The 16,441-nt window shown below is 68.8% G+C and carries 19 protein-coding genes; 15 read left to right on the top strand and 4 right to left on the bottom strand.

The genetic code is table 11. From position 1 onward, the window contains the following. Nucleotides 1-21 precede the first annotated feature (21 nt). Both ACSHZY_RS04235 and ACSHZY_RS04240 read right to left on the bottom strand, forming a co-directional pair. Nucleotides 22-645 carry an MlaC/ttg2D family ABC transporter substrate-binding protein gene (locus tag ACSHZY_RS04235; protein ID WP_435165891.1) on the bottom strand — a complete coding sequence of 208 codons (624 nt, stop codon included), beginning with the start codon at nt 643-645 and terminating at the stop codon, nt 22-24. Continuing rightward, nucleotides 635-1,465, bottom strand: a complete 831-nt coding sequence (locus ACSHZY_RS04240; RefSeq protein ID WP_435165894.1) for an MlaA family lipoprotein — start codon at nt 1,463-1,465, stop codon at nt 635-637. The genes ACSHZY_RS04235 and ACSHZY_RS04240 overlap by 11 nt, the downstream gene beginning before the upstream one ends. Nucleotides 1,466-1,574: 109 nt before the next feature. Between ACSHZY_RS04240 and ACSHZY_RS04245 the strand changes: the two genes are divergently transcribed. Genes ACSHZY_RS04245 through ACSHZY_RS04265 form a run of 5 tightly spaced genes read left to right on the top strand, consistent with a single transcriptional unit; the run spans nt 1,575 to nt 7,016 of the window. After that, nucleotides 1,575-3,299, top strand: a complete 1,725-nt coding sequence (locus ACSHZY_RS04245; RefSeq protein WP_435165897.1) for a type I secretion system permease/ATPase — start codon at nt 1,575-1,577, stop codon at nt 3,297-3,299. Then, nucleotides 3,296-4,558: an HlyD family type I secretion periplasmic adaptor subunit gene (locus tag ACSHZY_RS04250; RefSeq protein ID WP_435165900.1), complete on the top strand. Its 1,263-nt coding sequence runs from the start codon at nt 3,296-3,298 to the stop codon at nt 4,556-4,558. Before ACSHZY_RS04245 ends, ACSHZY_RS04250 begins: the two co-directional genes overlap by 4 nt. 56 nt (nt 4,559-4,614) lie before the next feature. Further along, on the top strand, nt 4,615-5,061 hold the full coding sequence (locus tag ACSHZY_RS04255; protein WP_435165903.1) for a RidA family protein: 447 nt from the start codon (nt 4,615-4,617) through the stop codon (nt 5,059-5,061). Continuing rightward, nucleotides 5,061-5,810 carry a glycerophosphodiester phosphodiesterase family protein gene (locus ACSHZY_RS04260; protein WP_435165905.1) on the top strand — a complete coding sequence of 250 codons (750 nt, stop codon included), beginning with the start codon at nt 5,061-5,063 and terminating at the stop codon, nt 5,808-5,810. The genes ACSHZY_RS04255 and ACSHZY_RS04260 overlap by 1 nt, the downstream gene beginning before the upstream one ends. A gap of 30 nt (nt 5,811-5,840) precedes the next feature. Then, complete coding sequence (locus ACSHZY_RS04265) at nt 5,841-7,016, top strand: GNAT family N-acetyltransferase (RefSeq protein WP_435165907.1); 1,176 nt, start codon at nt 5,841-5,843, stop codon at nt 7,014-7,016. Here ACSHZY_RS04265 and ACSHZY_RS04270 read toward each other — a convergent pair. Beyond that, on the bottom strand, nt 7,013-7,498 hold the full coding sequence (locus tag ACSHZY_RS04270) for a peroxiredoxin (RefSeq protein WP_435165910.1): 486 nt from the start codon (nt 7,496-7,498) through the stop codon (nt 7,013-7,015). The genes ACSHZY_RS04265 and ACSHZY_RS04270 overlap by 4 nt on opposite strands. A 75-nt stretch (nt 7,499-7,573) precedes the next feature. Between ACSHZY_RS04270 and ACSHZY_RS04275 the strand changes: the two genes are divergently transcribed. From ACSHZY_RS04275 to ACSHZY_RS04285, 3 genes are read left to right on the top strand one after another with little or no spacing between them, the layout of a single operon-like run. Continuing rightward, complete coding sequence (locus ACSHZY_RS04275) at nt 7,574-8,755, top strand: NAD(P)/FAD-dependent oxidoreductase (protein WP_435166913.1); 1,182 nt, start codon at nt 7,574-7,576, stop codon at nt 8,753-8,755. Continuing rightward, the gene (gene rsmD, locus ACSHZY_RS04280; RefSeq protein WP_435165913.1) at nt 8,752-9,315 is read left to right on the top strand and encodes a 16S rRNA (guanine(966)-N(2))-methyltransferase RsmD; all 564 of its coding nucleotides are present in this window, start codon (nt 8,752-8,754) and stop codon (nt 9,313-9,315) included. The genes ACSHZY_RS04275 and rsmD overlap by 4 nt, the downstream gene beginning before the upstream one ends. Next, nucleotides 9,312-9,956: an HAD family hydrolase gene (locus tag ACSHZY_RS04285; protein WP_435165916.1), complete on the top strand. Its 645-nt coding sequence runs from the start codon at nt 9,312-9,314 to the stop codon at nt 9,954-9,956. The genes rsmD and ACSHZY_RS04285 overlap by 4 nt, the downstream gene beginning before the upstream one ends. On the opposite strand, the gene map is transcribed toward ACSHZY_RS04285, so the two are convergent. Beyond that, nucleotides 9,953-10,762, bottom strand: coding sequence for a type I methionyl aminopeptidase (gene map / locus ACSHZY_RS04290; protein WP_435165919.1), 810 nt, complete (start codon nt 10,760-10,762; stop codon nt 9,953-9,955). The two genes, ACSHZY_RS04285 and map, sit on opposite strands and share 4 nt — an antisense overlap. 119 nt (nt 10,763-10,881) lie before the next feature. Here map and ACSHZY_RS04295 point away from each other — a divergent pair, with 119 nt between their 5' ends. The 7 genes from ACSHZY_RS04295 to choX all read left to right on the top strand — a co-directional run bounded on the left by ACSHZY_RS04295 (nt 10,882) and on the right by choX (nt 16,425). Beyond that, nucleotides 10,882-11,601: a competence/damage-inducible protein A gene (locus tag ACSHZY_RS04295; protein ID WP_435165922.1), complete on the top strand. Its 720-nt coding sequence runs from the start codon at nt 10,882-10,884 to the stop codon at nt 11,599-11,601. Continuing rightward, the gene (locus tag ACSHZY_RS04300; RefSeq protein WP_435165925.1) at nt 11,598-12,245 is read left to right on the top strand and encodes a GNAT family N-acetyltransferase; all 648 of its coding nucleotides are present in this window, start codon (nt 11,598-11,600) and stop codon (nt 12,243-12,245) included. Before ACSHZY_RS04295 ends, ACSHZY_RS04300 begins: the two co-directional genes overlap by 4 nt. Then, complete coding sequence (locus tag ACSHZY_RS04305) at nt 12,242-13,114, top strand: OmpA family protein (RefSeq protein WP_435165927.1); 873 nt, start codon at nt 12,242-12,244, stop codon at nt 13,112-13,114. Before ACSHZY_RS04300 ends, ACSHZY_RS04305 begins: the two co-directional genes overlap by 4 nt. Nucleotides 13,115-13,152: 38 nt before the next feature. After that, on the top strand, nt 13,153-14,076 hold the full coding sequence (locus ACSHZY_RS04310; protein WP_435165929.1) for an AEC family transporter: 924 nt from the start codon (nt 13,153-13,155) through the stop codon (nt 14,074-14,076). 10 nt (nt 14,077-14,086) lie between these two features. Next, on the top strand, nt 14,087-14,917 hold the full coding sequence (gene fghA / locus ACSHZY_RS04315) for an S-formylglutathione hydrolase (protein ID WP_435165932.1): 831 nt from the start codon (nt 14,087-14,089) through the stop codon (nt 14,915-14,917). Next, nucleotides 14,910-15,374 carry a YaiI/YqxD family protein gene (locus ACSHZY_RS04320; RefSeq protein WP_435165935.1) on the top strand — a complete coding sequence of 155 codons (465 nt, stop codon included), beginning with the start codon at nt 14,910-14,912 and terminating at the stop codon, nt 15,372-15,374. Before fghA ends, ACSHZY_RS04320 begins: the two co-directional genes overlap by 8 nt. A 106-nt stretch (nt 15,375-15,480) precedes the next feature. Next, nucleotides 15,481-16,425, top strand: a complete 945-nt coding sequence (choX, locus tag ACSHZY_RS04325) for a choline ABC transporter substrate-binding protein (protein WP_435165937.1) — start codon at nt 15,481-15,483, stop codon at nt 16,423-16,425. Nucleotides 16,426-16,441: the final 16 nt, after the last annotated feature.

Genomic DNA, 16,441 nt, shown 5'->3' on the forward strand with positions numbered 1-16,441 from the left:
TTTCATTCCAAACCGGCGGGTTCAGGCGCGGCGCAGGGCCTGCGTCAGGCGGTCGATGCTGCCGCCCTGCTGGTCCAGGATCGCCTGAACCTCGGTCCGTTCGGAGGCGAGCATGTTCACGCCCTGAATGATGATGTTGAAGAACTTCGGGCTGCCGCTGTTCGTCGACACGTGCCAGCGTACATCCGCCCCCGAGCTGCTGCGGGAGGAGGCGGTGGACACCACCTCGTAATAGCTCTTGATCGGGTTGACACCGGTCACCTGGATCTTGCCGCCGATGAACTCGCGGAAGCGACGTCCGTACTTGCGTGACACGTAGCCTTGATAGGCCTGCGTGTAGGCCTGAAGCTGGGCCGGCGTCGCCTGACGTGCGGCCACGCCCAGCGTGGAACGGGCGATCGTGGGAACGTCGGCATAGGTCGCGAAGACCCGCTCGAAGTCGTCGTACATCTGCTGCTCGGACTGGCCCGAAGCGATGATCTGGTTGACCGAGGCGACAGCCTGTTCGACCGCGCGGCGGGCCGCGTCGGCACCGCTTTGCGCGCGGGCAAAGCCGGGCAGCGTCAGCGCCAGACCACCGACGACCAGACCACCGGCCAAAGCGCGGCGGGTCAGAACGGGGGCAAAGGGAGTGTTATTGAGCATTGGTATCCTCGTAGGGATCTATGAAATCTGCGGACGCCGCGGCCGGGGCCGCACCACCGGGTGCATCGGCATACGGATCGATAAACCCGCCATCCCCCTCTGCGGTTCCCCGCCCGGCGTTCTGCTCCAGCGTGAAGCGCCGGTTCTGCAGGTAGGCCAGACGCGCCTGCGAGTAGCTGTCCGCACTGTCATAAAGCACATCGTCGATCGTGTCGGTGTAGGTGTAGCGGGTGTCCAGGATCTCTCCGCCCTTGGCCACGGAGGCGTAGGTGGTTTCGGGCTTGTCGATCAGGAAGTTCAAGGGATTGGTGATCGTGTCGACGATCAGGCCCAAGGTGTCGCGCGTGGTGGACGGGCCGAAGACCGGGTTTTCCACATAGGCGCCTTCGCCCGCACCCCAGGTGTACAGCGTTTCGCCGAAATCGGCGTCCTTCTGGGGCATGCCCAGATGCGTCGCCGGATCGAAGATGCCCAGCACCCCGATGGTGGAGTTCACGAGGAACCGGCCGGTGTTCGACAAGGCGCTGCCCGGGCGGCCCTGAAGAACGCCGTTCACGACATCGCCCGGCAGTTCGAGGTTTTCGGCCACGTTCGAGATGCTGGTCCGCACCGGACTGGGCACATGGCCATAGGTGTGGGACACGGGACGAAGGACGCGACGGTCCAGACCCTTGTTGAACGCGTGGAAGTTGCGGTTCACCCCTTCGTTCGGGTCGTTCACCCCCGTCGCCTGCGGGGCGGGGCCACAGGCGGCCAGCAGGGCCAGTCCCGAAACAGCGGCCAAGGCCGATACCCGCGACAAAGCTTTGTTAACCACCATCATCCTAATGTCCCCATCAAATCGTGACTGAACGTCACCGCCCCAGGTTCACGCCATATTCGGCCAGACCGGCGATGACAACGTCGGCCGAAACGGGACGAGGGGCATCGTGGCAAAAATGACGAACGGAACCGGAATACCAGAACTGCGGCAGGCCCTGCGGCTGTCAAGGGGCGGTCTGGTGGCGGTGGGGGTTTTCTCGTTCTTCTGCAACCTTCTGATGCTGACCGGACCGCTTTACATGATGCAGGTCTACGACCGTGTGCTGGCGGCGCGCTCGGTGGAAACGCTGGTGGCCTTGTCTCTTCTGGCGGGCGGGCTGTTCGCGGTCATGGGCTTTCTGGACGCGGTGCGCGGGCGCATCCTCGTCCGTCTAGGGGCCGCGTTTCAGGACGGGCTGGACCTGCGGGTGTTCCGGGCCGCGCTGGCGCGGCTGTCGCGGCGGCCGGACGACGCGCGGGCGCTGGCCGCCTCGCGCGATCTGGAGGCGGTGCAGAAGGCCTTCGCCTCCCCCGTGACCGCGTCGCTGTTCGACCTGCCGTGGACGCCGCTGTTTCTGGGCCTGATCTTCCTGTTCCATCCGGCGCTGGGCTGGCTGGCCCTGGGGGGCGGGACGGTGCTGGTGGCGCTGACGGCACTGAACCGCCGCCTGTCCGCCGCCCCCTTGGCCGAAGCGGCCCGCCTCGGTGCCGAAGCCGAACGCGCGCAGCAGATCCTGCTGGCCGAGTCGGAAACCATCGGCGCGCTGGGCATGTCCGACGCGGCCTTCCGCCGCTGGCACGACCTGCGGCACGAAGGGCTGGTCAGCGGGGCCGCCGCGGCGGGGCTGAACGGCGGCATCGGCGCGGTGACGCGGGTGCTGCGCCTGATCCTGCAATCGGCGATGCTGGGCCTTGGCGCATGGCTGGTGCTGCATCAGGCGATCGGGGCCGGGGTGATGATCGCGGCCTCCATCCTGATGGGACGGGCGCTGGCCCCGATCGAGGGGATCATCGCCCATTGGGCCACCGTCGTGCGGGCCCAGCAGGGCTGGACCCGCCTGAACGGGTTTCTGATCGCGGAACCGGCCCCCCAGATGCCTTTGCCGTTGCCCCGCCCCGTCGCCCGGCTGGAGGTGGAAGGGCTGACCGTGCTTCCTCCCAACGGCGGGGCGCCTGTGCTGCGTGGCATCGGCTTCACCGTCGCCCCCGGTCAGGCGATGGGGGTGATCGGGCCGTCGGGGGCGGGGAAAAGCTCCCTCGCCCGGGCAATCACGGGCGTCTGGTCCGCGCAGGCGGGGCAGGTGCGTCTGGGGGGCGCGGCGCTGGGGCAATATGACGGCGACGCGCTGGGGGCGTGGCTGGGCTATCTGCCGCAGCGGGTGACGCTGTTCGACGGGACGGTGGCCGAAAACATTGCCCGTCTGGGCACGCCGGACGCCGAGCGCGTGCTGGCCGCCGCCCAGCAGGCCGCCGCGCATGAGATGATCCTGTCGCTGCCCCAAGGCTACGACACCCGCGTCACGGCGCTGGGGGCGCAGCTGTCGGGCGGGCAGATCCAGCGCATCGGCCTGGCCCGCGCCCTGTATGGCGATCCGGTCCTGTTGGTGCTGGACGAACCCGACGCCAGCCTGGACGCCGAGGGAACGGAGGCGCTGCGTGCTGCGCTGCGCGACCACAAGGCCCGCGGGGGCGCGGCGGTGATCGTGGCGCACCGCCCCTCGGCCATTCAGGATTGCGACCGCCTTCTGGTGCTGGAGGCGGGGATGCGCCGCGCCTTCGGCCCGAGGGACGAGATCCTGCGCCAGATGGTCCGGAACCACGCCGAAATCCTGCGCGAAAGGGGCGCCGCATGACCTTCGGGATCAAGGGGCAGGTCGTGGCCGGGGGCGTGGCGCTGGCGATCCTGGTGGCGGGCTTTGGCGGCTGGTCGGTGCTGGCGCGGATCGACGGCGCGGTGATCGCCCCCGCCAGCCTGCAGGTGCCGGGCAACCGCCGCGCGGTGCAGCATCTGGACGGTGGCGTGGTGACCGGGGTGAGCGTGGCCGAAGGGCAGGTTGTGCAGGCGGGTGATCTGCTGCTCAGCCTGGATGGAAGCGCCCTTCGCTCCGAACTCGCCATCGTGGAAAGCCAGGTGTTCGAGGTGACGGCCCGCCACGCCCGCCTGGCGGCGGAACGGGACGAACGGGCCGCGATCACCTTCCCGCCCGACCTTCCCGCCGACCGGGCCGAAGTCGCGCTTCAGATGGAAGGCCAGCGCACCCTGTTCGCCGCCCGCGCCGCCACCCTGGCCGCGCAGCAGGACCAGTTGCGCCAGCGCGAGGCGCAGGTGCGCAGCCAGATCGACGGGCTGAACGCGCAGGCCGTCGCCAACGCCACCCAACTGCGGCTGGCCGAGGAGGAGCTGGCCGACGAACGCGTGCTTCTGGCCAAGGGTCTGACCCAGCGGGCGCAGGTTCGCGCGCTGGAACGGGAAGGGGCGCGCCTTCAGGGGCAGGCCGGCGCCCTTGTCGCCGATCTGGCCGAGGCGGAGGACCGGATCACCGAATACCGCATGCGGGCGCTGTCCCTGACGGCGGAGCGGCGGGAGGAGGCGATCACCCAGCTGCGCGACTTTTCCTATCAGCTGGCCGAACTGACGGAACGCCGCGCGGCCCTGCGCCGGCAGCTCGACCGGCTGGACATCCGCGCACCGGTCGCCGGGCGGGTGCTGGGCCTGACGGTGACCACGCCGGGCGCCGTGATCCGCGCGGCGGACGCCGTGCTGTGGATCGTGCCGCAGGACGAACCCCTTCTGGCCGAGGCGCGGATCCCCCCCGTCAACATCGACGAGGTGCGCGAAGGCCAGCCCGTGCGCCTGACCCTTCCGGCCTTCCCCGGCCGCACCGCCCCCGAGGTGGAGGGGATCGTGCAGCAGGTGTCGGCCGACACCTTGCAGGATAAGGAGGGCGCGAGCTTCTATGTCGCCCGCATTGCCCTGACCGCACCGCCGGGGCTGGTTCTGACCCCCGGAATGCCGGCGGACGCCTTCATCCGAACCGGCGCGCGGTCGCCGCTGGGCTATCTGCTGCACCCCTTCACCAGCTATTTCGACCGGGCCTTCCGGGAAAGCTGACTTGCCAGCCGTCGGTCCGGCCCCTAGCGTTCGGGCCAAACCCAAAGGAGCCTGCCATGACCATCGAATCCCGCCTGTCCGACCTTGGACTGACCCTGCCCGAGGCGCCGCTGCCGGTGGCCAACTACGTGCCCTTCGTGGTGACGGGGCAGCAGCTGTTCGTGTCCGGCCAGATCAGCCGGGGGATCACGGGCAAGCTGGGCGCCGACCTGACGGCCGAGGAGGGGGCCGACGCCGCGAAGGTCTGCGCGCTGAGCCTGATCGCGCAGGCCAAGGCCGCACTCGGGGGCGATCTGGACCGGATCGTGCGGGTGGTGAAGCTGGTGGGCTTCGTGAACTCCGTCCCCGATTTCATCGACCAGCCGAAGGTGATCAACGGCGCGTCGGATCTGATGGTGGCGGTGTTCCGCGATGCGGGCCGTCACGCGCGGTCCGCCGTGTCGGCCGCCTCGCTGCCCGGCGGGGTGGCGGTGGAGATCGAAGCCATCTTCGAGATCCGCTGATGCTGCACCCCGACTTCCTGCGCCTTCCCGTGGCCCATCGTGCGCTGCACGATCGCGCGGCCGGCCGGGTCGAGAATTCGCGCGCCGCGATCCGCGCGGCCATCGCCGCCGGCTACGCGATCGAGATCGACCTGCAATTGTCGTCTGACGGCGTGCCGGTGGTGTTTCACGACGACGATCTGGACCGGCTGACGGATCGGACCGGGCCCGTGGCGGCCCGCACGGCGCAGGACCTGTCGACCATCCCCCTGACCGGCGGGGACGAGACCATCCCGACCTTTGCCGAGGTGCTGGAGATCGTGGCCGGGAAGGTTCCCCTGCTGGTGGAGATCAAGGACCAGACACCGTTCACCGGCGATCTGGAACGGGCGACGGCGGCCCTGCTGAAGGGGTATGACGGCCCGGTGGCGGTGATGGGCTTCAACCCCGAAACCGTGGTGCGGATGGCCGAACTGGCCCCCGACATCGCCCGCGGCCTGACCACCTGCGACTACTCCGCCGAGGATTGGCCCCATCTGGAGGAGGCGGAGCGCGCCCGGCTACGCGAAATTCCGGATTATGACCGGGCGGGGGCGTCCTTCCTTTCGCACTATCACCGGGATCTGGACCGGCCCCGCGTGGCGGAATTGAAGGCGCAGGGGGCGGCGATCCTGTGCTGGACCATCCGCACCCCCGAGGAGGAGGCGCAGGCCCGAACCGTTGCCGCGAATGTGACCTTCGAAGGCTATCCGGCGGCGATCCCATCTTGATTTCGCCCGTCCATGCGCCAGCATCGGCGCATGGACACACAGACCGAAGTGACGGCGCAGGACGGGTTCGGCAGCATCGACGCGGCCGAATGGGACGCGCTAAGCAATCCCGAGGGCGGCGTGCCGCCGGACCCTTTCACCACCCACCGCTTCCTGCACGCGCTGGAGGTATCGCGCTCGACCGGCGGGCGCAGCGGGTGGCAGGCGCGCCCGCTGACGGCCAGCGTCGGCGGGCGGATGATCGCGGCGGCCCCGCTGTATCTGAAGTCCCACAGCCAAGGCGAATACATCTTCGATTTCAACTGGGCCGACGCCTATGAACGCGCGGGCGGCCAGTATTACCCGAAGATCCAGATCGCCGTGCCCTTCACCCCCGCCACCGGTCGCCGTTTCCTGACCCTGCCCGGATTCGAGGAGACGGGCCGCAGCGCCCTGATGCAGGGCGCGCTGGCGCTGGCGGAACAGAACAACCTGTCCTCGGTCCACACGACCTTCTGCACGGCGGAAGAAGCGGAAGCGGGGATCGAATTGGGCCTGATGCCCCGCGCCAGCCAGCAGTTCCACTGGCAGAACCGGAATTACGCGGGCTTCGAGGCGTTCCTTTCCGACCTGTCGTCGCGCAAGCGCAAGAACATCCGCAAGGAACGCGAAGGCGCCCAGGCCTTCGGCGGCACGATCCACGCGCTGACGGGGTCGGACCTGAAGCCCGAACACTGGGACGCGTTCTGGCACTTTTATCAGGATACGGGGCGGCGCAAATGGGGCAGCCCCTATCTGACCCGCGCCTTCTTCGACGAGATCCATCGCACCATGGCCGACGACATCCTGCTGGTGATGGCGGAACGCGAAGGGCGCTGGGTGGCGGGCGCGCTGAACTTCATCGGGCGCGACACGCTGTTCGGGCGCTATTGGGGCAGCACCGAACACCACCCGTTTTTGCATTTCGAGCTGTGCTATTATCAGGCGATGGACTTTGCCATCGCCCATGGCATCCCGCATGTGGAGGCGGGCGCGCAGGGCGAACACAAGCTGGCCCGCGGCTACCTGCCCACGGAAACGCATTCCCTGCACTGGATCGCCGATCCTGCCTTCCGCCGCGCCGTGGCGCAGTATCTGGAAGCCGAACGTGCGGCGGTGGACGAGGAGATCGAGGTCTTGACCTCCTACGGTCCGTTCCGCCGCGACCGGGGCGAGGCCGAGGACTAGAGCGCCTTCAGCATCTCCTCGCCGCCCGAGATCTCGCAGGCGCCGGGGGTGTCTTCCAGATGCAGGACGCGCACCTCGCCGTCCACGACCTGCATGGCATAGCGGCGCGAACGGCCCATCAGGCCCGGCCCCGGCGCGTCGAAGGCCAAGCCCAGCGCCTGCGTCAGCTCGCCCTTAGGGTCGCCCAGCAGGGTGATGCCGGCGTCGGTGGCGCCCGTCGCCTCGCCCCAGGCCTTCATCACGAAGGGGTCGTTGACGGAGACGCAAAGGATCTCGTCCACGCCCTTGGCGCGCAGGGCGTCGGCGTTGCGCAGGAAGCTGGGCATGTGCGCGGAATGGCAGGTGGGCGTGAAGGCGCCCGGCACCGCAAACAGGATCACGTTGCGGCCCTTCAGGCGGGCGGCCAGATCGACCTGTTCCACCCCGTTTTCGCCGATCCTGACCAGTTGTGCGGCCGGCAGACGGTCCCCTTTGGCGATCATCCTGAAATCTCCCTCGTGTTGCGTTTCGCTGGGGCCCAGATATAGGCTCCGCCCACAGGCGTGGGAATGGAAAAGATGATGGACATCGTGGTGGTGGGGGCCGGTCAGGCCGGGGCGGCGCTGGCGGCAAAGCTGCGCACGCTGGGCGCCACGGGCCGCATCACCCTGCTGGGCGACGAACCGGTCGCCCCCTATCAACGCCCGCCCTTGTCGAAAGCCTACCTGCTGGGAGAGATGGGGGTCGACCGCCTGACCCTGCGCGCCGACAGCTTCTGGGCCGCCCACGGGATCGAACTGCGGACCGGCGCCCGCGTGACGGCCATCGACCGCGCCGCCAAGGTCGTGCGGGTGGGAGAGGACGTTCTGCCTTATGACGCGCTGGCCCTGACCACGGGATCGGTCGCGCGGCGTCTGCCCACCGATCTGGGGGGCGTTTTCGCCGTGCGGACGCTGGCCGACGTGGACGCGATGAAGGACCGCTTCGTGCCGGGCGCGCGGGTAGTGATTGTCGGCGGCGGCTATGTGGGCCTCGAGGCGGCGGCGGTGGCGGCAAAGCTGGGGCTGGAGGTGACGGTTCTGGAAGCCGCGCCCCGCATCCTCGCCCGCGTCGCCAGCGCGGAAACGGCGGCCTTCTTCCGTGACCTGCACCGCGCCCATGGTGTGACCTTGCTGGAAGGCGCAGCCCTGTCGGGGCTGGAGGGGGAGGGGCAGGTCGAGGCCGCCGTGCTGGCCGACGGCACCCGCATTCCCTGCGACTTCGTGATCGCGGGGATCGGCATCGCCCCCGCCACGGCGCTGGCCGAAGGGGCGGGGCTCGCGCTGGACAACGGCATCGCGGTGGACGCGTTCGGCCGCACCTCGGACCCCGCGATCTGGGCGGCGGGGGATTGCGCGTCCTTTCCGCAAGGGGCGGCGCGGCTGCGGCTGGAGTCCGTTCCCCACGCCATCGACCATGCCGAGGCGGTGGCGGCCAACATGCTGGGGGCCGAACAGCCCTACGTGGCCAAGCCTTGGTTCTGGTCGGACCAGTATGACGTGAAGCTGCAGATCGCGGGGCTGAACGCGGGGCATGACCGCGTGGTGACGCGGGTGGAGGGCGGAACCTCGTTCTGGTATTTCGCGGGGGACCGGCTGGTGGCCGTGGACGCGGCGAACGATCCCCGCGCCTACATGGTTGGCAAGCGGCTGATCGAGGCGGGGCGTTCCCCCACGCCCGAGGCCGTGGCCACCGCCGTTCAAGCAAAGGACCTGCTATGAGGATCGTCGGCGGCCGCATGCGCGGCACCCGTCTGGCCGAGGTCGGCGCGGGCGATCCGACGGCCCATTTGCGCCCCACCTCGGACCGTGTGCGCGAGGCGATCTTCAACCTTCTGATCAACGGTGGCTATGGCAACCCGATCGAAGGGGCGCGGGTGCTGGACCTGTTCGCTGGCACCGGAGCGTTGGGGCTGGAGGCAGTCAGCCGCGGTGCCGCCCATGCGTCTTTCGTGGATGACGGGAACGCCTCGCGCGCGCTGCTGCGCCGCAACATTGAGATCACGCGGACCGAAGGTGTGACTGACATCCTGCGGCGCGATGCGACGCGGTTGGGTGCGCTTGCAGGCGATCCCCACACCCTCGTGTTCCTGGACCCTCCCTACGGAAAGGGTTTGGGGGAAAAGGCGCTGTCGTCCTGCCTGGCGGGCGGCTGGCTGGCCCCCGACGCGCTGATCGTGTGGGAGGAGGGCGCGGCCCCCGTGGCCCCCGCAGGGTTCGCGATGCTGGACCAGCGTCGCTATGGCGAAACGCATGTGACGATACTGGAAAGGACGGAATGATGGTCAAGGCAGTGATCTTCGACTGCGACGGCGTGCTGGTGGACAGCGAGCATCAGACCATGTCGCTGGTTCTGGACGACATGCGCGCCCACGGTCTGGACTTGGACCCTGCTGCGGGCGAACGGCTGTTCATGGGCAGCACCATGCCCATCGTGTTCCGCGACGCCCGCAAGATGGGCGCGGACCTTCCGGACACCTGGGTGCAGGACATCTACGAACGCATCTATGCCGATCTGCGCCACCACACGCCGCTGATGGACGGGGTGCCGGAGCTGCTGGACCGGCTGGACGCGGCGGGCATTCCCTATGCCGTGGGATCGAACGGCACGACCGAAAAGATGATGATCACGCTGGGCCAGCATCCCGACGTGTGGCGGCGGCTGGAGGGGCGGGTCTTTTCCGGGCAGGAGCTGAACATGCCCAAGCCCGATCCGGGCCTGTATCGCCATTGCGCGATGTTCCTGAACACCGACCCCGCCGATTGCGCCGTGATCGAGGACAGCGTGCCCGGCGCCAAGGCCGCCCGCGCGGCGGGCATCCCCTGCTTCGGCCTTGCCCCCGCCGCCCATCCGGGGCTGGAGGCGGAGGGCGCGACGGTCTTCCACCGGATGGCCGACCTGCCCGCGCTTCTGGGGCTTTAGGCCTTCGTCGGGTGGAAGCGTCCGGCGGGCGACAGGGTGAAGATCTCGCACCCGTCGGCCGTGACGCCGACCGAATGTTCGAACTGTGCCGACAGCGACTTGTCGCGGGTCACCGCGGTCCAGTCGTCGGCCAGCACCTTGGTTTCCGGGCGGCCCAGGTTCACCATCGGCTCGATCGTGAAGATCATGCCTTCCTCCAGCACCTCCTTGGTGCCGGGGCGGCCGTAATGCAGCACGTTCGGCGGGGCGTGGAACACCCGGCCCAGCCCGTGGCCGCAGAAGTCGCGCACGACCGACATGCGCTGGGATTCGACAAAGGTCTGGATGGCGTGGCCGATGTCGCCGAAGGTGTTGCCGGGCTTCACCGCCGCGATCCCGATCATCAGCGAATCATGCGTGACCTCGATCAGACGCTCCGCCTTGCGGGACGGGGTGCCCGCCACGTACATCCGGCTGCTGTCGCCGAACCAGCCGTCCACGATCACGGTGACGTCGATGTTCATGATGTCGCCGTCCTTGATCACCTTCGGCCCGGGGATCCCGTGGCAGACGACATGGTTGATCGAGATGCAGGACGCGTGCTGATACCCCTTGTAGCCGATGGTGGCCGAGGTGACGCCCATGCGCTTGATCTCGTCCTCGATGAAGGCGTCGAGGGCGGCGGTGGTGGTGCCGGGAACGACATGCGGGGCGACGGCGTCCAGGATCTCGGCCGCGGCGCGACCCGCCTTGCGCATGCCTTCGAAATCCGCCGGATCATAGATGCGGATGCCCTGACGCGTGACGCGGCCTTGAATGTCTTCCACCGGATGTCCTTTCCCACTTGCCCGCCTACATAATCCCGCTTGGCGCCAAGTGCCAGACCTTGCCCTTGCCGCGCGGCTGCGCCAAGCCTTGGGGCAACAGCGAAGGAAAGGACCGTCCCATGCCCAATCCCACTGCCGCGATGCTGGTCATCGGGGACGAGATCCTGTCGGGCCGCACGCGCGACAGCAATTCCCACCATCTGGCGCAGGAGCTGACGGTGGCGGGGATCGACCTGCGCGAGGTGCGGTTCATTGCCGACGACCATGCCACGATCGTGGAGGCGCTGGACGCGCTGCGGGGTCGCTACGACCACGTCTTCACCTCGGGCGGGATCGGGCCCACGCATGACGACATCACGGCCGACGCCGTGGCCGCGGCCTTTGGCGACCGGATCGACGTGCGCCCTGACGCCGCCGCCCTTCTGGCCGCGCATTACGAACGCACGGGGAGGGAGTTCAACGAGGCCCGCCAGCGCATGGCCCGCATCCCCGACAGCGCCACGCTGATCGACAACCCGGTGTCCATCGCGCCGGGCTTCACCATCGGCAATGTCCACGTGATGGCGGGCGTGCCGGACGTGTTCCACGCGATGCTGGCCGATGTCCTGAGCCGCCTGACGAAGGGCCAGCCGCTGCTGAGCCAGTCCCTGCGCGTGGACCGCGGAGAGGGAGAGATCGCAGCCCCCTTCCGCACGCTGGCCGCCGAGTATCCGGACCTGCAGATGGGCAGCTATCCCTTCGTGCAGAACGGTGCGGTGGGGACCAACCTTGTCATCCGCGGCACCGATGCCGGTCGGCTGAGCGAGGCGATGACCCGTCTGGCGGACCTGTTTGCATGAGCCGTGCGCTTCTGGACCGGATGGAGCCGACCTGGCCGCCCGCCCGCCTGTGGCGCGAAGGGCCGTGGACGATGCGCGACGGCGCCGGCGGGGGTGGGCGCGTGTCCGCCGCCACGCTGGACGGCGAGGATGACGGTGCGACGCCCTCCCTCGTGATGCTGCGGGAGGGGGAGGCCGCGCTGGACGCGCGTCTGGCCGCCGCCGGCCACGTGATCGACGACACCGTGGTTCTGTACGAGGCGCGGGTGGACACGCTGGCGGGGGACGGCGCGTCCCGGCCGGAATGGCCACCCTCCAACGACACGGTCGGGATGTGGGCGCGGTCGGGCAAAGTCGGGCCGTCACGGCTGGCCGTGATGGAACGGTGCCTGTGCCCCAAGACGGTGATCGCCTGCGAAGGCGGCGCGGGCTTCGTGGCGGTGAACGGCGATCTGGCCGTGCTGCACGCGCTGGAGGTGGCGGACACCCATCGCCGCCGCGGTCTGGCGCGCGATTTGCTGCGCGGGGCGGCCCTTTGGGCGACCGGGCAGGGCGCCGAACGGCTGGCGCTGGTGGTGTCCGAAGGCAATGCCCCGGCCCGGGCGCTTTATGACAACGCCGGGATGCAGGACTGCGGCCGTTATCACTACAGGAAAGCCCTGTGATCCGCTGGTTTTGTCTGGCCCTTCTGGCGGCTCAGCCCGCATTCGCCTTCACCCCGCCCGTGGCCGGTTCGGCCGAGGTGGCCCGAAGCGTCGACCTGCCGCTGGACAGCGTGACCCTGCCTCTGGGCCCTTGGACCGCGGCGGGCTTTCCCACCGAAACGGTGGAAGGGCATGTCACCCGCACCGCGTGGCAGACGACCCCGCCCGAGGGCTTCACGACCCTGTCCATCCTGCGCCCCATCCGCGAGGCGCTGCTGGCCGAGGGCTGGACCCTGAAGCTGGACTGCGACACGGATGTCTGCGGCGGCTATGACTTCCGCTTTGCCGTGGAGGTGTTTCCCGAGCCGCAGATGCATGTGGATCTGGGGGACTTCCGCTATGTCTCGGCCGCGAAGGGGGACGCGCGGCTGGGCGTGATGGTCAGCCGCACCGCCGATCTGGGCTTCGTGGAGGTGGTGGAGGTGGCCCCGCCCGGACCCGAGGCGCCGACCCGGCCCGCACCTGTGCCCGTGCCCGAGGTGACCTCCGACTTCGACCGCCCCCGCGTGCTGGAGGGGTTGGAGTTTCCGACCGGAGGCGCGGTGCTGGACGGTGCGCAGCCGGTGCTGGAACCGCTTCGGGACTGGCTGAAGGCCCATCCGGAACGCCGTGTCCAGCTTGTGGGGCATACGGACAACCAGGGATCCGCCGATACGAACGTCGCCCTGTCGCGCAGCCGCGCGCAGGCGGTGCGCGACTGGCTGATCGCCCAAGGGATCGAGGCGTCGCGCGTGTCGGCCGAAGGCGCGGGCCTTGTCGCCCCGCGCGACACCAACGCCACCGAAGAAGGCCGTGCCCGCAACCGGCGAGTTGAGGTGATCCCGGACTGAGGCTTGCATCCCACCCCCCGGCGTGAAAGTCCAAGCTCATGCTGCCCATCCTGTCGCAACTTCTCCCCTTCTTCGCCCTGATCGGTCTCGGATATGGCGCCGTGCGCAGCGGCTTCTTTTCCGAAGCGGCCACGGACGCGCTGACACGTTTCATCTTCTGGTTCGCGCTGACGGCGCTGTTGTTCCACTTTTCGTCCGAACTGTCGCTGGGGGAGATTTTCGACTGGCCCCTGGCGGTCGCCTATCTTCTGGCCACGGGGGCGGTGAACGTTCTGGTCCTGTCGGTGGCGAGGATGAGGGGGGAGCGGCTGGGAGAGGCGGCGGTGGAGGCGCAGACCGCCGTCATCGGCAACACCGGGTTCCTTGGCCTTCCCCTTCTGGTCGCCCTTCTGGGGCGCGAGGCGGTGGGCCCGATCCTGATGATGCTGACCATCGATCTTGCGGTCTTCGGCAGCCTGTTCACCATCCTGATCACCCTTTCGCGCAGCGGGCGCATGTCGGCGCAACTGCCGCTGCGGATCGGGCAGGGCCTGGTGACCAACCCGATGATCGTGGCGCTGGCGCTGGGGCTGGGCTGGTCCGCCACGGGCTGGACGGTACCGGGACCGGTGGACCGGACGGTGTCGCTTCTGTCGGCCGCCGCCACGCCGGGGGCGCTGTTCGCCATCGGCGGATCGCTGGCCGCGCGCGGGCTGGACCGGGTGGGGATCGGGGGCTGGCTGTCCTTTGCCAAGCTGGTGCTGCATCCGGGCGCGGTGGCGCTGGCCCTTCTGGCCATCGGCCGGGCCGATGGATTCGCCGCGCAGGTGATGATTGCCACGGCCGCCTTGCCGGTGGCGGGGAATGTCTACATGCTGGCGCAGCATTACGGTGTGGCGCCGTATCGCGTGTCGACGGCGATCCTGATGTCCACCTTGGGAAGCCTTGTCACGCTGACCGCCACGCTCGCCTTGACGCAATGACGGAGGTCACATGAAAACCCTATCCGAAAGCCGCGCCTTTGGTGGCGTGCAGGGCGTCTACGCCCACACATCGGCCGCAACGGGCGGCGACATGACCTTCGGCCTGTTCCTGCCCGCCGAGGCGGAGCATGACCCCGTGCCGGTGCTGTGGTTCTTGTCCGGCCTGACCTGCACCCATGAGAATGCGATGGTGAAGGCCGGCGCGCAGAAATGGGCGGCCGAGGAGGGGCTGGCGCTGGTCTTCCCCGACACCTCGCCCCGCGGCGAAGGGGTGGCGGACGATTCGGCCTATGATCTGGGGCAGGGCGCGGGCTTTTACGTCAACGCCACGAACGCCCCATGGACACCGCATTTCCGCATGTGGGATTACGTCACCAAGGACCTGCCGGATCAGCTGTTCAAGGCCTTCCCACTGGACGAGGGGCGTCAGGGCATCACCGGCCATTCCATGGGCGGCCACGGCGCGTTGACCATCGCGATGAGCTTTCCGGGCCGCTTCCGCTCCGTGTCGGCCTTTGCGCCGATCGCGAATCCGTCCGCCTCGGACTGGGGACGCAAGCAGTTCACGGCCTATCTGGGCGAGGACGAGGCCGCCTGGGCCCCGCATGACGCCACGCTCCTGATGAAGAAGCGCGGCTTCGACGGGCCGGTTCTGGTGGATCAGGGGGCGTCGGACCAGTTCCTCGACCTGTTGCGCCCCGAGGCGCTGGCCGAGGCGATGGCCGCCCGCCGTCAGGAGGGCACCTTCCGGATGCAGCGCGGCTATGATCACAGCTATTTCTTCGTGTCGAGCTTCATGGAGGAGCATGTGACCTTCCACGCGCAGGCCCTGTATGACTGAGGTCTATGTCGACGCCGACGCCTGCCCCGTGAAGACCGAGGTGGAGCGGGTGGCGACACGTCACGCCGTGCGGGTCCTGATGGTGTCGAACGGCGGCATCCGCCCTTCGGCCAATCCGCTGGTCGAAAGCGTCTTCGTGTCCGAAGGGCCGGACGTGGCCGACATGTGGATCGCGGAACGGGCCGGGGCGGCGGATGTCGTCATCACCAACGACATCCCGCTGGCCGCGAAATGCGTGGCGGCGGGGGCGCAGGTGCTGCGGCCGGACGGCGACGCGCTGACGGCCGCGAACATCGGCAACGTGCTGGCAACACGCGATCTGATGGCCGATCTGCGCTCGGCCGACCCGTTCCGTCAGGGCGGAGGGCGCGCATTTTCCAAGACGGACCGCTCGCGCTTTCTGGACGCGCTGGACCGCGCGATCCGCAAGGCGAAAACGCTTTCGGCGGAAGGATAATCCCCGGCCGGGCACGGTTTCGCCGGATCCGTTCCCCCGCAGGCCGCGCCCTTTGGCTTCAACAGGCGCGGGAAATGCGCCATGATGCCCCCAACAGGAGGATTGCATGATCAAGACAGTTTCATCCCCGCTGGCGCTGGCCGCGCTGCTGGCATCCGTCGCGACGGGCGCCGCGGCGCAGGACGCGGCAGAATGCGGGACCATCCGCACCTTCGATCCGGGCTGGACCGACATCACCGCCACCAACGCCGTGGCCACGGTCGTGCTGGACGCGCTGGGCTATGACCTCGACATCAAGACGCTGGCCGTGCCCGTCGGATACGAAGCGATGAAGGGCGATCAGATCGACGCCTTCCTTGGCAACTGGATGCCGGCGCAGCAGGCCTTCATCGACGACCTGACCAAGGCGGAAAAGGTGCAGGTGCTGGGCACCAACCTGACGGGCGCGAAGTTCACGCTGGCCGTGCCGAAGGCCACCGCGGATCTGGGCATCCGGTCATTCGCCGATCTTCAGGCCCATGCGGAGGAGCTGGACCGCACGATCTACGGAATCGAGCCGGGGGCGCCCGCCAACCAGAACATCCAGCGGATGATCGACGCGGGCGATTTCGGCCTGAAGGACTGGAAAGTAGTGGAATCGAGCGAGCAGGGCATGCTGGCGCAGGTGCAGCGGGCCGACCGCGCGGGCGATCCCGTCGTGTTCCTGGCCTGGGCGCCGCATCCGATGAACACCCAGATCGACATCACCTATCTGGAGGGTGGCGACGCCTATTTCGGGCCGGATTTCGGCGGTGCAGAGGTGCGCACCATCGCGCGCCCCGACTGGGTGGCGCAATGCCCGTCGGCCGCCAAGGCTTTCGGCCAGCTGGTCTTCGACGTGGAGATGGAGAACGAGCTGATGGGCCCCCTGCTGGAGGGCGACGATCCGCAGGACGCCGCGCGCGAGTGGCTGGCCGCCCATCCCGAACGCCTAGCCCCGTGGCTGGACGGCGTGACGACGGTGGACGGTGAACCCGGTCTGGCCGCCGTGCAGGCCGCGCTGGAAGACTGAGCCGCGACGGAACCTC

Origin of the sequence: Falsirhodobacter sp. 1013, assembly GCF_051195255.1 — a bacterium.
Taxonomy (GTDB): Bacteria; Pseudomonadota; Alphaproteobacteria; order Rhodobacterales; family Rhodobacteraceae; genus Falsirhodobacter.

What these genes read in the sequence shown, in the direction of transcription:
- ACSHZY_RS04300 (WP_435165925.1), top strand. Translation starts at nt 11,598, where the DNA reads ATGAGCCGTGCGCTTCTGGACCGGATGGAGCCGACCTGGCCGCCCGCC.
- ACSHZY_RS04285 (WP_435165916.1), top strand. Translation starts at nt 9,312, where the DNA reads ATGATGGTCAAGGCAGTGATCTTCGACTGCGACGGCGTGCTGGTGGAC.
- ACSHZY_RS04240 (WP_435165894.1), bottom strand. Translation starts at nt 1,465, where the DNA reads ATGGTGGTTAACAAAGCTTTGTCGCGGGTATCGGCCTTGGCCGCTGTT.
- rsmD (WP_435165913.1), top strand. Translation starts at nt 8,752, where the DNA reads ATGAGGATCGTCGGCGGCCGCATGCGCGGCACCCGTCTGGCCGAGGTC.
- ACSHZY_RS04270 (WP_435165910.1), bottom strand. Translation starts at nt 7,498, where the DNA reads ATGATCGCCAAAGGGGACCGTCTGCCGGCCGCACAACTGGTCAGGATC.
- ACSHZY_RS04295 (WP_435165922.1), top strand. Translation starts at nt 10,882, where the DNA reads ATGCCCAATCCCACTGCCGCGATGCTGGTCATCGGGGACGAGATCCTG.
- ACSHZY_RS04275 (WP_435166913.1), top strand. Translation starts at nt 7,574, where the DNA reads ATGATGGACATCGTGGTGGTGGGGGCCGGTCAGGCCGGGGCGGCGCTG.
- choX (WP_435165937.1), top strand. Translation starts at nt 15,481, where the DNA reads ATGATCAAGACAGTTTCATCCCCGCTGGCGCTGGCCGCGCTGCTGGCA.
- ACSHZY_RS04320 (WP_435165935.1), top strand. Translation starts at nt 14,910, where the DNA reads ATGACTGAGGTCTATGTCGACGCCGACGCCTGCCCCGTGAAGACCGAG.
- ACSHZY_RS04250 (WP_435165900.1), top strand. Translation starts at nt 3,296, where the DNA reads ATGACCTTCGGGATCAAGGGGCAGGTCGTGGCCGGGGGCGTGGCGCTG.
- ACSHZY_RS04310 (WP_435165929.1), top strand. Translation starts at nt 13,153, where the DNA reads ATGCTGCCCATCCTGTCGCAACTTCTCCCCTTCTTCGCCCTGATCGGT.
- fghA (WP_435165932.1), top strand. Translation starts at nt 14,087, where the DNA reads ATGAAAACCCTATCCGAAAGCCGCGCCTTTGGTGGCGTGCAGGGCGTC.
- ACSHZY_RS04260 (WP_435165905.1), top strand. Translation starts at nt 5,061, where the DNA reads ATGCTGCACCCCGACTTCCTGCGCCTTCCCGTGGCCCATCGTGCGCTG.
- ACSHZY_RS04235 (WP_435165891.1), bottom strand. Translation starts at nt 645, where the DNA reads ATGCTCAATAACACTCCCTTTGCCCCCGTTCTGACCCGCCGCGCTTTG.
- ACSHZY_RS04255 (WP_435165903.1), top strand. Translation starts at nt 4,615, where the DNA reads ATGACCATCGAATCCCGCCTGTCCGACCTTGGACTGACCCTGCCCGAG.
- ACSHZY_RS04265 (WP_435165907.1), top strand. Translation starts at nt 5,841, where the DNA reads ATGGACACACAGACCGAAGTGACGGCGCAGGACGGGTTCGGCAGCATC.